The 15,667-nt window shown below is 73.0% G+C and carries 13 protein-coding genes and 1 pseudogene; 11 read left to right on the top strand and 3 right to left on the bottom strand.

Annotated features, from left to right (window positions below; all coding sequences use genetic code 11):
- The first annotated feature begins 30 nt into the window (after window positions 1-30).
- The 9 genes from dapA to EYW40_RS04005 are packed head-to-tail and all read left to right on the top strand — an operon-like array spanning window position 31 to window position 8,185.
- The gene (gene dapA / locus EYW40_RS04045; protein WP_135820322.1) at window positions 31-951 is read left to right on the top strand and encodes a 4-hydroxy-tetrahydrodipicolinate synthase; all 921 of its coding nucleotides are present in this window, start codon (window positions 31-33) and stop codon (window positions 949-951) included.
- The gene (dapB, locus tag EYW40_RS04040) at window positions 948-1,727 is read left to right on the top strand and encodes a 4-hydroxy-tetrahydrodipicolinate reductase (RefSeq protein ID WP_135820321.1); all 780 of its coding nucleotides are present in this window, start codon (window positions 948-950) and stop codon (window positions 1,725-1,727) included. The genes dapA and dapB overlap by 4 nt, the downstream gene beginning before the upstream one ends.
- A complete protein-coding gene (locus EYW40_RS04035; protein ID WP_135820320.1) occupies window positions 1,724-2,566 on the top strand; it encodes a 2,3,4,5-tetrahydropyridine-2,6-dicarboxylate N-succinyltransferase in 843 nt (280 codons plus the stop codon). Before dapB ends, EYW40_RS04035 begins: the two co-directional genes overlap by 4 nt.
- Window positions 2,563-3,825, top strand: coding sequence for a diaminopimelate decarboxylase (lysA, locus tag EYW40_RS04030; protein WP_135820319.1), 1,263 nt, complete (start codon window positions 2,563-2,565; stop codon window positions 3,823-3,825). The genes EYW40_RS04035 and lysA overlap by 4 nt, the downstream gene beginning before the upstream one ends.
- Complete coding sequence (gene dapF / locus EYW40_RS04025) at window positions 3,822-4,670, top strand: diaminopimelate epimerase (RefSeq protein ID WP_135820318.1); 849 nt, start codon at window positions 3,822-3,824, stop codon at window positions 4,668-4,670. Before lysA ends, dapF begins: the two co-directional genes overlap by 4 nt.
- Window positions 4,667-5,740 carry a M20 family metallopeptidase gene (locus tag EYW40_RS04020; RefSeq protein WP_135820317.1) on the top strand — a complete coding sequence of 358 codons (1,074 nt, stop codon included), beginning with the start codon at window positions 4,667-4,669 and terminating at the stop codon, window positions 5,738-5,740. The genes dapF and EYW40_RS04020 overlap by 4 nt, the downstream gene beginning before the upstream one ends.
- Window positions 5,741-5,789: 49 nt before the next feature.
- A complete protein-coding gene (locus EYW40_RS04015; RefSeq protein ID WP_135820316.1) occupies window positions 5,790-6,452 on the top strand; it encodes a cyclase family protein in 663 nt (220 codons plus the stop codon).
- A 31-nt stretch (window positions 6,453-6,483) separates the two neighbouring features.
- Entirely contained in the window at window positions 6,484-7,407 is a 924-nt protein-coding gene (locus EYW40_RS04010) for an ABC transporter ATP-binding protein (RefSeq protein WP_135820315.1), read from the top strand.
- Window positions 7,400-8,185 (top strand): ABC transporter permease subunit, encoded by a 786-nt coding sequence (locus EYW40_RS04005; RefSeq protein ID WP_135820314.1) that lies wholly within the window; start codon window positions 7,400-7,402, stop codon window positions 8,183-8,185. The genes EYW40_RS04010 and EYW40_RS04005 overlap by 8 nt, the downstream gene beginning before the upstream one ends.
- Window positions 8,186-8,214: 29 nt before the next feature.
- Here the strand turns inward: EYW40_RS04005 and purB are convergent, their stop codons facing one another.
- Complete coding sequence (purB, locus tag EYW40_RS04000) at window positions 8,215-9,606, bottom strand: adenylosuccinate lyase (RefSeq protein WP_135820313.1); 1,392 nt, start codon at window positions 9,604-9,606, stop codon at window positions 8,215-8,217.
- Between the two features lie 168 nt (window positions 9,607-9,774).
- Here purB and purH point away from each other — a divergent pair, with 168 nt between their 5' ends.
- Together purH and folP are read left to right on the top strand one after the other, a co-directional pair.
- A complete protein-coding gene (purH, locus tag EYW40_RS03995) occupies window positions 9,775-11,388 on the top strand; it encodes a bifunctional phosphoribosylaminoimidazolecarboxamide formyltransferase/IMP cyclohydrolase (RefSeq protein WP_135820312.1) in 1,614 nt (537 codons plus the stop codon).
- 71 nt (window positions 11,389-11,459) lie between these two features.
- Window positions 11,460-13,895 carry a dihydropteroate synthase gene (folP, locus tag EYW40_RS03990; protein ID WP_135820311.1) on the top strand — a complete coding sequence of 812 codons (2,436 nt, stop codon included), beginning with the start codon at window positions 11,460-11,462 and terminating at the stop codon, window positions 13,893-13,895.
- Window positions 13,896-13,916: 21 nt separating this feature from the next.
- On the opposite strand, the gene EYW40_RS03985 is transcribed toward folP, so the two are convergent.
- On the bottom strand, window positions 13,917-14,984 hold the full coding sequence (locus EYW40_RS03985; RefSeq protein WP_135820310.1) for a glycosyltransferase family 4 protein: 1,068 nt from the start codon (window positions 14,982-14,984) through the stop codon (window positions 13,917-13,919).
- Between the two features lie 87 nt (window positions 14,985-15,071).
- A pseudogene (locus tag EYW40_RS19830) lies at window positions 15,072-15,667 on the bottom strand (hypothetical protein); the annotation flags it as partial.

Here is a 15,667-nt window from a genome sequence, read left to right as displayed (position 1 = left end):
CGACCGACCCACACTAACCACACAGCACCAATGACACACGACATCGACTTCAGCGGCGTCTTCCCGGCGCTCACCACGCCGTTCGACGCCGACGAGCGGATCGACTTCGACCAGCTACGCGAGAACGCCCGGTACCTCGAATCGGCGGGCGTCGACGGGGTCGTCCCCGTCGGCTCCACCGGCGAGAGCGCGACCCTGACCCACGACGAGCACGTCGAGGTCGTCGAGGCGGTCGTCGACGCCGTCGACGACGTGCCGGTGGTCGCCGGCACCGGGAGCAACAACACCCGCGAGGCGCTCGAACTCTCCGAGCGCGCCGCCGACGCAGGGGCCGACGCGCTCCTGCTCATCTCGCCGTACTACAACAAGCCAGAGCAGCGCGGGCTGGTCGAGCACTACCGCACCGTCGCGGACGCCGTCGACCTGCCCCAGATCGTCTACAACGTCCCGTCGCGCACGGGGCGGAACATCGACCCCGACACCGCGGTCGAATTCGCCGCCCACGAGAACGTCGCGGGCTTCAAGGCCGCCAGCGGCGACCTGGGTCAGATATCCGAGATAGTCGAGCGGACGCGCGACGAGGACTTCGCCGTCCTCTCGGGCGACGACCCGCTCACCGTCCCGATGATCTCGGTCGGCGCGACCGGCACAATCAGCGTCGTCGCCAACGTCGAACCGGAGCGCACCTGCGCGATGGTCGGCGCGGCGCTGGCGGGCGACTTCGAACGCGCCCGCGGGATCCACCACGAACTCGGCGACCTGACCCGCGCGCTGTTCGTCGAGACCAACCCCATCCCGGTGAAGGAGGCCATGTCGATCCGCGGCCGCGGCTCGCCGGAACTCCGCTCGCCGCTCACGCGCCTCGACGAGGCGCACCGCGAGCGCCTCCGGGCCGTGCTCGCGGACCTCGACGGCGAGGCCGCCGACGCCGGGGCGGAGGTCGAGCCGTGACGGTCCGGCTGGCCGTCACCGGCGCGACCGGCCGCATGGGCCGGGAGCTTATCGCGGAGGCGGCCGACCGCGACGACGTCTCGGTCGTTCTGGCGGTCAACCGCGACCCGGACGTCGAGGCGGTCGACGGCGTCGCGGTCGAGGACGCGGCCGACTTCGGCGACCTCCTGGCGGCCCGCGAGGCCGAGGCGGTCGTCGACTTCACCGGCCCGGAGTCGAGCGTGGCGTACGTCGAGGCGGCCGCCGACGCCGGCGTCCCCGCCGTCGTCGGCACGACCGGCTTCGACGACGGCCAACTGGACGCGCTCCGGGAAGCCAGCGAGGCCGTGCCGGTGCTGAAGGCGGCGAACTTCGCCCGCGGCGTCCAGGCGCTGCTGGACGTGGTCGGCGACGCCGTGGCGAACCTGCCGGGGTACGACGTGGAACTCGTCGAGACCCACCACAACGCGAAGCGGGACGCGCCGAGCGGCACCGCGAAGTCGATCCTGCGGGAGGTCGAGGACGCCCGCGGGGTCGGCGACGACCGCCGCGTCCACGGCCGCGAGGGCGAGGCACCGCGCGAGGACGGCGATATCGGCGTCCACGCGCTCCGGGCCGGCGACGTGACCGGCGAGCACGAGGTGCTGGTCGCCGGCAACCACGAGGAGGTGCGGCTCACCCACCGCGCCGAGAGCCGCGGCGTGTTCGCGGCGGGCGCGGTCGACGCCGCGGCCTGGCTATCGCAACAGGAATCAGGGTGGTACGACTTCGGTGACGTACTGGAGGGACCCCAATGAGTCAGTCGACGCTTGCAGCCGAGATAGAGGACCTGTGGCAGCGCTACGAGAACGACGAGATAGACGCCGGGACGGCCGGCGCGGACGCCGCCGACACGCTGGAGGCGTTCCTCGACGCGCTGGAGGCCGGCGAGGTGCGGGCGGCCGAGAAGCGCGGCGGGGAGTGGGAGGCGAACGCGTGGGTCAAGCGCGGCATCCTGCTCAACTTCGGCCTGCGGGAGACGGAGCCACGGGAGTACGGCGACGTGCGCTACCACGACGTGCTCCCCCTGCGCGACACCGCCGACCTCGGCGAGCGCGGCACGCGCAACACGCCGGACGGCACGACGGTCCGTCGCGGCGCGTACCTCGGCGCGGACTGCATCATGATGAGCCCGAGCTTCGTCAACGTCGGCGCGCACGTCGGTGACGGCACCCTCGTCGACTCCGCGGACACGGTCGGCTCCTGTGCCCAGATCGGCGCGAACGTGAAGCTCGGCGCGAACACGCTGATCGGCGGCGTCCTCGAACCCGTCGAGGACGCGCCGGTGGTCGTCGAGGACGACGTGTCGCTGGGCGCGGGCTGTCGGGTCACCAGCGGCTTCGTCGTCGGCGAGGGCAGCGTCGTCGGCGAGAACACGCTGCTGACCCCCCGGATCCCGGTCTACGACCTCGTCGAGGAGGAAGTGATCTACGGCGAACTGCCGCCCGAGCGCCGTGCGTTCACCCGCTTCGTCGAGTCGTCGATCGGCGAGCACGACCTGTTCGAGGGCGGCGCGTACAAGCCGGCCGTCGTCGCGACGAGCTTAGAGCAGGAGACCCTGGAGGCGGCGGCCAAGGAGGACGCCCTGCGGGAATGAGCGCGGCTACCCCCGCGGTGCGGCGGCTCGACGCCTGGGACGCGGCGCGGCTCCGCGACCTCCGCGACGAGCACGGCAGCCCGCTGTACGTCCTCGACCTCGACCGCGTGCGGGAGAACTACCGCCGCATGGCGGGGGCGTTCCCCGACGCCGAGATACGGTACGCCGCGAAGGCGAACACGCTCGGCCGCGTCCTCTCGACGCTGGGCGAGGCCGGCGCGGGCATCGAATGTGCCTCCGCCGGCGAGGTCGCACGGGCCCTCGACGCGCTCGACGGCGGGACGGACGGCGCGGTCGCCGACCCCGGCGCGCGCGTCCAGTACACCGCGGTCAACCCGCCGGCCGGCGACCTCGACACGGTCGTCGACCTGTGGCGCGAGTACCCCGACCTGACGGTCACCGTCGGCGCGGAGGACACCCTCGACCGCCTCGAAGCGCGGGGGTACGACGGCCGCCTCTGCGTCCGCGTCAACCCCGGCGTCGGCGCGGGCCACCACGAGAAGGTGTCGACCGGCGCGGACGCGAAGTTCGGCGTCCCGTACGGCCTGGCGACCGACCTGCTCGCCGACGCGGCCGACCGCGGCTTCGACGTGGTGGGTGTCCACGCCCACGCCGGGAGCGGCATCTCCGGCGACGACCTGGCGGCCCACCGCGAACTCGTCGCGCGGATGGGCGACTTGGCGCGGGACGCGCCGGTTCCCCTGGAGTTCGTCGACGTCGGCGGCGGCTTCGGCGTCCCGTACCGGCCGGACGAGGCCCCGCTCGACCTCGACGCCGTCGCGGACGCGACCCGCGAGGCGCTCGGCGACGTGGACGCGCGGCTGGCGGTCGAACCCGGGCGCTACCTCGTCGCGGACGCGGGCGTCCTGCTGGCGGACGTCAACACCGTCAAGGAGACGCCCGAGACGACCGTCGTCGGCGTCGACGCCGGGATGACGACGCTGCTCCGGCCGGCGATGTACGACGCGTACCACGCGGTCCGCAACCTCGCGCCGGACGCCGGCGAGCGCGGGACGGTCGCCCAGACCGTCACGGGCCCCATCTGCGAGAGCGCGGACGTGTTCTGCACGGACCGCGACCTGCCCGCGCCGGCCCGGGGCGACACGCTCGCGCTCGGCAACGCCGGCGCGTACGGCTACGAGATGGCCAGCCAGTACAACTCCCGCCCCCGGCCGGCGACGGTGACGCTGGACGACGGCGCGGCGACGCTCGCCCGCCGCCGGGAGACGGTGGCGGACGTCACGAGGCTCGAAGAATGATACGCTACGAGAAGCTCCACGGCACCGGCAACGACTTCCTGGTCGTCGACGCGGCCGCCGACGTGGCGGACTGGAGCGCGTTCGCGGTCGCCCACTGCGACCGCGAGACGGGCGTCGGCGCGGACGACCCGGACCGGACGACCGGCGCGGACGGCGTGCTCGTCCTCGACATGGACGCCACCCCGAACCCGCCCGAGGTGACGATGCGGCTCTACCAGCCCGACGGCGGCACCGCGGCGATGTGTGGCAACGGCGCGCGCTGCGTCGCGCGCTGGGTCGCCGACCGGACCAACGCCCGCGAAGTCGTCATCCACACGCCCGCGGGCACCCGGCGGGCCGAGATCCACGGCGACGACGTGGCCGTCGAGATGGGCGTCCCGTCGTTCGACCCGGCGGAGGTCCCCCTCGCCCGCGACGAGCCGCTGGTCGCGGAGGATGTCGAGGGCTGGGAGGTGACGGCGCTCACGACGGGCGTCCCCCACGCCGTCGTCTTCGTCGACGACGCCGACGCCGTCGACCTGGCGGCGATGGCCCCGCCGATCCGCCACGCCGACGTCTTCCCGGAGGGCGCGAACGTCAACGTCGCCAGCGGAACCGACGACGGGTTCGCCCAGCGCACGTTCGAGCGCGGCGTCGAGGGCGAGACCGACGCCTGCGGCACCGGCGCGGTCGCGGTCGCGGCCGCCGCCCGCCGCCTTGGCCTGACCGACGCCGAGCGCGTGACGGTCTCGCCGCCGGGCGGCGACCTCACGGTGCGGCTCCCCGAGGCCGGCCCCGCGGTCCTGCGCGGCCCCGTCGAGCGCGAGTTCGACGGCGAACTCCCCGCGGTCCCGACCCAGTCGTGACGTTCGACCCCGTTTCCTTCGTCGAACGCGCGGTCCCGGTCGACTCCACCGAGGACGTGGGCGAGATGCGGGACCTGCTCGTCGGGACGCTCGCGGACGCGGGCGTCGACGCGACGGTCGACGGGGCGGGGAACACGCTCGCCTCGCGCGGGTCGGGCGACACCCACGTCGTGTTGAACACGCACATCGACACGGTGCCGCCCCACGTCCCGTTCGAGCGCGACGACGACACGGTCCGCGGCCGCGGCTCCTGCGACGCGAAGGGGCCGCTCGCGGCGCTGCTGTCGGCGTTCCTCGCGGTCGATCCGGGCGAGGCCGGCCGCGTGACGCTTGCGGTCACCCCGGACGAGGAGACGCTGTCGACCGGCGCGGCGGCGCTCGACCTCGACCCCGACTACTGCGTCGTCGGCGAGCCGACCGGGCTGGACGTCTGCAACGCCGCGAAGGGGCGGTTCCAGGGGACCGTCACGCTCTCGGGTGAAAACGCCCACGCCGCCGAACCCGCGGAGGGGACCAACGCGGTGGCCGCGCTGGAGGGCGTCCTCCGCGCGCTCGACACGTTCGACGGGCGCGACGACGCGCCGCCGGTCCACGACGCGCTCGGCGCGGCGACGCTGACGCCGACCGTCGTCTCCGGCGGGACCGCGACCAACCAGATCCCCGCGGCGAGCGAACTCGTGGTCGACCGCCGGAGCGTCCCGCCGGAGACGGCCGAGGGCTTCCGCTCGTCGCTCGAAGCCCACCTCCGCGAGGGCGTCCCCGACGACGTCGGCGTCGACTTCTCGCTGACCGACCGCGAGAGCCCGTTCCTGGAGGCGTTCTCGACGCCGGCCGACGACCCGCTCGTGACGGCCCTGGCCGACGCGGCGGGGGGCGACGTGCGCCCGTTCACCGCCGCCACGGAGGCCTCCTACTTCGCCGCCGACGCGCCGACGGTCGTGTTCGGGCCGGGCGTACTGGCCGACGACGAGGGCGCGGTCGCCCACGCCGAACGGGAGTACGTCCGGGTCGGTGAGGTCCGGGCGGCCGCCGATGCGGTCGCGGCGACGCTGCGCGAACTGCTCGGCTGACCGTCCGCCGCGGGCCACCCTTTTCACCGCCGTCGCCGACGTGACCGGTATGGCCCACCGCGACCTGACGCGCCGCGTCGAGACGGATATGCCGACCTACCCCGGCGACCCGCCGGTATCCGTCGCGCCCCACGCCACCGTCGAGGCGGACGGCTACCGCGTCTCGGCGGTCGAGTGTGGCACGCACGCCGGCACGCACGTCGACGCCCCGAGCCACACCGAACCGGACGGCCGGACGATAGACGAGTTCCCCGTCGGGACGTTCGCCTTCGACGCGAAGCTGGTGGACCTCCGCGGGCGCGGCCCGCGGGCGGCGATCCGCCCCGCGGACCTGCCGGAGACGGACGCGGGGATGCTGGTGCTCCGGACCGGGTGGGCCGGGCGGTGGGGCGACCCGTCGTACTTCGACCACCCGTACCTCTCGGCCGCGGCGGCCGAGGACTGCGCCGAGCGCGGGTACCACGTGGCGACCGACGCGGCGAGCGTCGACCCCTCGCCCTCGCGGACCGACGCCGGGACCGCCGCCGACCCCGACGGCGTGCCCGCCCACCACGCGCTGCTCGGCGCGGAGCGGCTGATAGTCGAGAACCTGACGAACCTGGACGGCCTGCCCGAGCGCTTCGAACTCCGGGCCTACCCCCTGCGGGTGGCCGGCGGCGACGGCGCGCCGGTCCGGGCCGTCGCGGTCGCCGAACGGCCCCGACGGCGGTAGCTTCATTCGACCGGGGGTCGAACCCCCGCCGATGGCGGCGATAACGGTCGACGGCCTCACGAAGGACTACGGCGAGGTGCTCGCCAACGACGGCGTCACCTTCGAGGTGGCCGAGGGCGAGGTGTTTGGCTACCTCGGTCCGAACGGGGCCGGCAAGACGACGACCATCCGCACGCTGCTGGGGTTCCAGTCGCCGACCGACGGGACCGCGTCGGTGCTCGGCGCGGACGTGCGGGCGGAGGACGAACTGATCGCCGCCAAGCGGCGGGTCGGCTACCTGCCGGCGACGCCGTCGTTCGACGAGACGGCGACCGGGCGGCAGGTGCTCGACCTCCACGGGTCGGTCAAGGGCGACCCGCGCCGCGGGGAACTGCTCGACCTGTTCGACCCGCCGCTCGACCGGGAGATACGCGACTACTCGACGGGCAACGCCCAGAAGCTCGGGCTGGTGCAGGCGTTCATGCACGACCCGGACCTCGTCGTGATGGACGAGCCGACGTCGGGGCTGGACCCGCTGATGCAGCGCCGCTTCGAGGAGTTCGTCCGCGCGGAGCGGCGCGCCGGGACGACGGTGTTCCTCTCCTCGCACGTGCTGAGCGAGGTGCGGCGGCTCTGCGACCGCGTCGGCGTCATCAGGGACGGCCACATTGTGGCCGTCGAGCGCGTCGCCGACCTGCTCGGGCGCTCGGGCAAGGCGGTGCTCGCGCGGGTCGACGGGTCGGTGTCGGCCGACGACGTGACCCTCGCCGGCGCACACGACGTCGCCGTCCGGACCGTCGCGGCCCCGGACGACCGCGACGCCGGCGGGACCGTCACGGAGGTGACGTTCACCTACACCGGCGACGTGAACGAACTGGTCGCTTTCCTCGACCGGTTCGACCTGCTGGAGGTGGACGTCGAGGAAGCGCCCCTCGAGGACGTGTTCATGCAGTTTTACGGGGACGACGATGCTTGAACTCGCCCGCTACGACGGCCGGAAGCGCCTGCCCGGCGCGCTGGCGATGACCGTCGGCATCGCCGCGCTCACGGCGATGTACGTCGGGCTGTTTCCCTCGATCACGGCGACGGCGAACCTGGACGAACTCATCGCGGCGTACCCGCCGGCGGTCCGCGAGGCGTTCGACATCCGGACGATGAACACCATCGAGGGGTTTCTCGCCACCCAGCTGTACGCGTTCGCCTGGGTGATCCTGCTCGGCCTCTACTTCGCGTACGCGGCGGCCGGCCTGATCGCCGCGGACGTGGAGCGCGGGCGGATGGACCTGACGCTCTCCATGCCGGTCTCGCGGAGCCGCGTCGTGCTGGAGAAGTTCGCCTCGCTGGGCGTCCCGCTGTTCGTCGCCAACGCGGCGATGCCGGTCGTCGTGTTCGTCGCCACCCTCGCCATCGACGAGTCGGTCGCGATGGAGCGCGTGGCGATGGCCCACCTCCTCTCGGTGCCGTACCTGCTGGCCTGTGCCGGCATCGGACTGGTCGCCTCCGTCGCGGTCGACCGCGCCTCGGTAGCCCAGCGGGCGGCCGCGGGCGCGGTGTTCGCGCTGTTTCTCGTCGAGTCCGTCGTCGCCGGCACCGACCTCGAACCGCTCGGCGCGCTCTCGCCGACGCGGTACTACGTCCCGAGCGAGATACTCGTCGACGGCACGTACGACGTCGGCGGGGCCGCGGTCCTGCTGGCCGGCACCGCGGTCCTCGTGCTGGCGAGCCGGGAGTGGTTCCGGCGGCGGGACGTGTGAGGCGTGGGGATTGGGCGGGCAGCGGCGCTCTACCGGTCGACGTCGACGTCGTCGACGAGCGCGTCGGCCACGCCGACGTACGTCTCCGGCGAGAGCGCACGCAGATCCGCCCGGGTTTCCGCGTCCACGTCGAGGTCGTCGAACAGGTCCCGGAAGTCCTCGATCGACACGTCCTGCCCGCGGGTGAGCGCCTTCACGCGCTCGTAGGCGTCCCCGTGGCCCTCGCGGCGGAGGATCGTCTGGACGGCTTCCCCGATGACCTCCGGGGTCGCCCGCAGGTCGTCGCGCATCACCTGCTCGTTGGGGACGACCTTGTCGAGGCCGTCGGCGGTCTTGGTGTAGCCGATCAGACAGTGGGCAAGCGCCGCGCCGATGTTGCGCTTGACGGTCGAGTCCGAGAGGTCCCGCTGCAGCCGCGACGTCGTGATGTAGTCCGCGAGGAACGTCAGGTCGCTGTTTGCCTTCGAGAGGTTCCCCTCGCTGTTCTCGAAGTCGATCGGGTTGACCTTGTGGGGCATCGTCGACGACCCCGTCTCGCCCTCCGTCGCTTCTTGGCCGAGGTAGCGGTCGCTCACGTACAGCCAGACGTCCCGGTCCAGGTCGAGGAGGACGTTGTTCGCGCCCCGCAGCGCGTCGAACAGCTCCGCGAGGTCGTCGCAGGGGTTGACCTGCGTCGTCAGCGGCGCGTACTCCATGCCGAGCCCGGTCACGAACTCGCGGGCGAAGGCCCGCCAGTCGACTTCCGGGAGCGCGGCGTCGTGGGCGGCGAACGTCCCGCTCGCGCCGCCGAGCTTCCCGGTGATCCCGTCGAGCGCGCGCCGGATGCGGCCCGTCGCGCGGCCGAGGCGGGCGGCGTAGACGGCCATCTCCTTGCCGAACGTCGTCGGCGTCGCGGGCTGGCCGTGGGTCCGGGCGAGCATCGGGAGGTCGCGGTGCTCGCGGGCCATGTCGACCAGCGTGTCGCGCACGTCCCGCAGTTCGCCGAGCAGCACCTCCTCGACGGCCGGGCCGACGAGCAGGCGGTGCGCGAGGTTGTTCACGTCCTCGCTGGTCAGCCCGAAGTGGATCCACGGGACGACGTCCGCCATGTCGTCGGGCAGGTGGTGGCGGATGTAGTACTCGACGGCCTTCACGTCGTGGTTGGTCGCCTCGTACTCGCCGTACCCCTCCGTCTCCAACTTCTTCACGAGGCGGGCGTCCTCCTCCGCGAAGTCCTTGTACAGCGCCCGCAGGGTCTGGCGCGCCGCGGTGTCGAGTGCCAGCGGCGTCGCGTCGAGGTCGGCCAGCGCGACGAGGTACTCCACCTCGACGCGCACCCGCGCCCGCATCAGCGCGGCCTCGCTCGCGTACGGGGCCAGCGGCGCGGTCCGGGACGCGTAGCGCCCGTCGAGCGGCGACACGGCGTGCAGGGATTCGGTCATGCACGAGCGTCCCGCGCCGCGGGCAAAAAGGCTACCGGATGCCTGAAGGCACAGACGTGGATAGTAACGGGAACTATCGTCGAAATACTGGCTATACTATACACGAACATGGATACAAACCCGCCGCGGACCGCAACTACTTTGCCAGCCGCGTGCCGGAGTCGAGGTATGGAGATCGCAGGCCTCGCCAGCAACCGCGGCCGCAACCTGATGCACGTCGCCGACGAGTCGCCGGGCGGTGCCGATCTGGCCGTCGTCCTGACCAACGACGCCGACGCGCCGGTCCTCGACGAGGCGGAAAAGCGCGGGATCCCGACGGAGGTCGTCGAACGCGCGGACGGCGAGGGCCGCCGCGACCACGAGGAGCGCGTCGTCGCGGCGCTGGACGGCTACGACGCCGACCTGGTCTGTCTCGACGGTTACATGCGCATCCTCTCGGACGAGTTCCTCGACGGCGCGCCGACGACGCTGAACGTCCACCCGTCGCTGCTGCCGTCGTTCCCGGGCACGGACGCCTGGGGCGACGCGCTCGACGCGGGCGTCGACGTCACCGGCTGCACCGTCCACGTCGTCACGGACGCCACCGACGAGGACGGCGAGGTCGTCGAGGACCTGGTCGACGCCGGCCCCGTCGTCACGCAGGAGCCGGTTCCGGTGTACGAGGGCGACGACGCCGACGACCTGAAGGAGCGCGTGCTGTACCAGGGGGAGTTCAAGGCGTACCCGCGGGCAGTCGAGTGGTTCGCCGAGGGCCGCGTCGACGTGGACCGCGAGGCCGGCGTCGTCAGCGTCGAGGGCGACGAGGCCGCGGACCTGCCCGCGCGCCGCGTGACGACCGCCGACCGCGCGGCCGACCTGCGTTACGGCGAGAACCCCCACCAGGACGCCGCGCTGTACGCCGACCGGGCCAGCGAGGCGGCCACCGTCGTCGGCGCGCCGCAGTTGAACGAGGGCGCGAAGGCGCTGTCCTACAACAACTACAACGACGCCGACGCCGCGCTGTCGCTCGTCAAGGAGTTCGACCGCCCCGCGGCGGCCGTCATCAAGCACACGAACCCGGCGGGCTGTGCCACCGCCGAGACGCTCGAAGCCGCCTACGCCGACGCGCTGTCGACCGACGCCAAGAGCGCGTTCGGCGGTATCGTCGCCCTCAACCGCGAGTGCGACGCCGCCACCGCCGAGCGCGTCGCCGACTCGTTCAAGGAGGTCGTCGTCGCTCCGGGGTACACCGACGACGCGCTCGCGGCGCTGTTCGAGAAGGACAATTTGCGGGTGCTCGACGTGGGATCGCTCGACGCCCCCGCCGAGACCCACACGGAGAAGGACCTCGTCGGCGGGACGCTCGTCCAGGAGCGCGACCGGCAGGCCCCGACCGCCGACGACCTGGAGGTCGTCACGGAGCGCGAACCGACCGACGAGCAGGTCGAGTCGATGCTGTTCGCCTGGCGGACGATAAAGCACGTCAAGTCCAACGCCATCCTCTTTGCGACGGGCACGGAGACGGTCGGCGTCGGTGCGGGGCAGGTGTCCCGCGTGGACGCCGTCGAGATAGCGAAGATGAAAGCCGAGAGCGACGCCGAGGGCAAGTCCGCCGACGGCGCGGTGATGGCCTCCGACGCCTTCTTCCCGTTCCCGGACGCCATCGAGGCCGCGGCCGAGGCCGGCATCGAGGCCGTCATCCAGCCGGGCGGGTCGGTCAACGACGACGACGTGATCGCCGCCTGCGACGAGCACGACATCGCGATGGCCTTCACCGGCAGCCGGGCGTTCCGGCACGACTGACGGCCGCGCGAGGGCCGCCCCCACTCCGGGTTTCGAAGGGCTAAAGCGCGGGGGAACCCCACGTCGCAGGTATGGAGTATCACGAGGCGGCGAACTTCCTCTACGACCTGCGGCGGTTCGGCCCGCGCCCGGGGACCGAGTCGACCGCGGACCTGCTCGCCCACCTCGACGTCGACGACCGCCCGCGGTTCGTCCAAGTCGCGGGCTCGAACGGGAAGGGCAGCACCGCGCGGATGGTCGAGTCGGTCCTGCGGGAGGCCGGGCTGTCCGTCGGACTCTACACCTCGCCGCACTTCGAGGACCTCCGCGAGCGCGTCCGGGTCGACGGCCGGATGGTCCCCGAGTCGGCCGTCGCCGAGTTCGTCGACGCGGTCCGCCCGTACGTCGTCGACCGGGCGGCCGACGGCGAGCCGCCGACGTTCTTCGAGACGATGACGGCGCTCGCGGTGTGGCAGTTCGCCCGCCGGGACGTCGACGTCGCCGTGCTGGAGGTGGGGATCGGCGGCAAACTGGACGCGACGAGCGCCGTCGACCCCGTCGCCAGCGCGGTTACGACCGTCTCGCTGGAGCACACGAGCGTCCTCGGCGACACGGTCGCCGAGATCGGCCGCGACAAGGCCCACGTCGCGCCGGACGACGCGCCGCTCGTGACCGGGACGACCGGCGAGGCGCTGGCCGCCGTCCGGGAGCAGGCCGGCGACGTGGTCACCGTCGGCGAGGAAGACGCCGACGTGACCGCCACGTACGGGGGCCGGACGAACCACGCCGAGGCGAGCGTCGCGCTCGACGGCCCGGACTGGGGGGTCGAGACGCGGCTCCCGACACTGGGCGCGCATCAGGCGACCAACGCCGGCATCGCCGCCGTGCTCGCCCGGCAGGTCGCGGGGGTCGACGAGGGGACCATCGCCCGCGGCCTCCGGAGCGCCCACTGGCCCGGCCGGTTCGAGGTGATCGGCGCGTCGCCGACGGTCGTCCTCGACGGCGCGCACAACCCCGCCGCCTGCGAGCGCCTCGCCGAGACGCTCGCGGAGTTCGACTACGACGACCTCCGCCTCGTGGTCGGCGCGATGCACGAGAAGGACCACCGCGGGATGGCCGCCGCGCTGCCGACGCCGGACGCGGTGACGGCCTGCCGCCCGGCGCTGTCACGCGCCGAGGACGCGGACGTGCTGGCCACGGTGTTCGACCGCGCCGGGGCCGGATCGGTCCGGACGCGCGACGCCGTCGCCGACGCCGTCGACGCCGCGCTCGCCGACGCCGGCCCCGACGACCTGGTGGTCGTGACCGGCTCGCTGTACGCCGTCGCGGAGGCCCGGTCGCGGTGGACCAACGCGCCGGTCCCCAAGACGGTCCGCGACCGGGCCGACGCCCGCGGGGCGCTGGAGAGCGCGAACGTCCCCGAGCCGGCGGTCCGGCGGCTGGCGGCCGACGGCGTCCACCGGACGCTGAAGCTCCGCGTCCAGCGCCGGCAGGCCCACGCGCTCCGGGAGGAACTGCCGTCGCTCGGCGGCGACTGCGCCGTCTCGGGGCTGGCCGCGGGGAGCGACGACGGCCGCGTCGTCGACGCCGTGCTGTCCGGGACGCTCGCGCAGTTCGAGGCGCTCGTCGACGCGCTCGACGACCGCCCCCACGGCCTCCCGACCGTCGCCGACCGGATCCGCGACGCGCTGGACCTCGGGGGACGCGCCGACGGCGGCGACTACCCGTGGACGGACGGCACCGCGGTGATGGGCATCCTCAACGTCACGCCCGACTCGTTCCACGACGGCGGCGAGTACGACCGCGTCGAGGACGCCGTCCGCCGCGCCGAGGAGATGGTCGAGAACAGGGCCGACATCGTCGACGTGGGCGGCGAGAGCACCCGCCCCGGCGCGGACCCGGTGCCGGTCGAGGAAGAACTGGAGCGCGTCGTCCCCGTCGTCGAAGCGATCGCCGACGTCGACGCGATGATCTCCGTCGACACGCGCCGGGCGGCCGTCGCCGAGGCGACGCTGGACGCGGGCGCGGACGTCGTCAACGACGTCACCGGCCTCGCCGACCCCGAGATGCGCTTCGTCGCTGCCGACCACGACGCGCCGCTGGTCGTGATGCACAGCCGGGACGCGCCGGTCGACCCGACCGCCGACGTGGAGTACGACGACGTGGTCGAGGACGTCATCGCGGAACTGCGGGAGCGCGTCCTGCTGGCCGAGAAGGCCGGGCTGGACCGCGAGCAGATACTGGTCGACCCCGGGCTCGGCTTCGCGAAGTCCGCCGCCGAGAGCTTCGAACTGCTCGACCGCGCCGACGAACTGCGGGCGCTCGGCTGCCCCGTCATGATCGGCCACTCCCACAAGTCCATGTTCGCACGCGCCGGCTACGAGCACGGCGAGCGCGGCGACGCGACCGTCGCCGCGACGGCGCTGGCGGCCGACCGCGGTGCCGACGTGGTCCGGGTCCACGATGTCGCCGAGAACGTCGCGGCGGTGCGGGTCACCGACGCGACGACCGACGGCGACGGTCGGTAGGCTCCCCGACGGGTCCCGTTCTCAGAACAGCCCCGCTTCCTCCCGCAGCGCGCGGTAGCGGTCGAGGTACGACTCCAGCACCTGACGGCGGTCGAAGTCGGCGAACGACTCGTCGACGTCGAGGCGCGCCAGGTCGCCCGCGTCGACGATGGCGTCGGCCAGTTCCTGCTCGCTCGTCGTCCGGAACCCCCGTTCGCGGTTCTCGACCAGTTCGTGCGCGCTGGAGTCGGCGTGGTACTCGACGATGCCGACACAGCCCGCGGCGAGCGCCCACGCCAGTTCGGTCGGGAACGCACAGCGCGTCGCCGTCTGGGCGAACACGTGGGCGTCGCGGTAGACGGCGATCCGCTCGTCGCGGTCGCACTCGCCGACGAAGTTCACCCGGCCGTCGATCCGCAGGTTGCGGGCCTGCTGCTCGTACGCCGCCCGCTCCGGCCCGTCGCCGATCACCGTCGCCGTCCAGTCGCGGTCCCGCAACTCGGCCAGCGCGAGCAGGAGGCTCTCCAGGTTCGCGCCCTCGTCGAGGCGGCGCGCGTACACGACGCTGCCGCCGTCGCCCGGCGGCGTCGCCCGGATCCGGTCGAAGTCGACCGCGTCCGGGATCACCGCGACGTCGTCGCCGTCCGCGCCGGCCCCCCGCGCCCACGTCTTCACCGTCCGGGAGGGCGTCACGACGGCGTCGGGTCGGGTGAGCGCCCACCGCCGGGTCCGCTCGCTCCCCGCGGTCAGTTCGTCCTCGCCGTACCACTCGGCGACGAGGGGACACCGCGACAGCGACGCGCCGACGCTCGCGGCGGCGACCTGCGACGGCGGCACCGCGCCCGCGTGGACCACGTCCGGGTCGACCCTCCGCAGGACGAACGGCAACCGGACGAGAAACGACGTGCCCGCCTCCGTGCCGACGACGGTGCCGTGGTACGTGACCCCGCCGACCTCGTGGCGGTGCTCCGGCTCCGACCACCACTTCTCGCAGAGGACGTGGACGTCGTGCCCCCGCTCGGCCAGCCCCTCGGCGACGAACTGTAGCCGCCGGAGCGCCGGGCTCTCCCGGCGGTGCCACGTCTCCAGCGTCACGACCGCGATCCGCATTTGCCGGAGGTGACGCAGGGGGCCGTTAAAAATCCCGTCCGTTTGCGCCGGACGGGTGGGCACTCCGGTCCGAGGACGGCAGTCGGGTTACCGGTATCGCCGGAAGGCCGCGACCCCGAACGCGACGATCCCCAGCGGAGCGACGTAGTTACCGAGGTCGATCGAACTGCCCTGCGTGCTCGGTTCGACGTTCTCCTGCTGTCCCTGCGGCGGGCCGCAGGACCCGGCCGTTCCCGACGTACCGCCTTCGTATTGGCAGGTGTCGGTCGACGACTTGACGATGACGCTTGATATCTCCTGGTTGGAGGTCCACGACACTTCGATCGGTTCGCCGTTGTCCTTCGTGTCCGTGACCGTCACGGAGACTCCCTGGCTGTCGCCGCCTTCGGGGCTGAAGGAGCCGCCTCCCTCTTGGAACCGCACGAGTTGCCGTTCCCCGTCGGGGCACGGATCGTTACCGGGGCCCTTCTCGCCCTCGACGCAGAACGCGACGTAACTTATCGCTGCGAGGTTCGGCGTCGTCGTGTCGGTGGTCGTAGTCGTGTCGGTGGTCGTAGTCGTGTCGGTGGTGGTGTCAGTCGTCGTGTCGGTGGTGGTGTCAGTCGTCGTGTCGGTGGTGGTGTCAGTCGTCGTGTCGGTGGTGGTGTCAGTCGTCGTGTCGGTGGTGGTGTCAGTCGTCGTGT

The sequence above is a fragment of the Halostella litorea genome (assembly GCF_004785955.1).
GTDB classification, from domain to species: domain Archaea; phylum Halobacteriota; class Halobacteria; order Halobacteriales; family Natronoarchaeaceae; genus Halostella; species Halostella litorea.
This window is presented reverse-complemented; position numbering and strand designations above follow the sequence as displayed.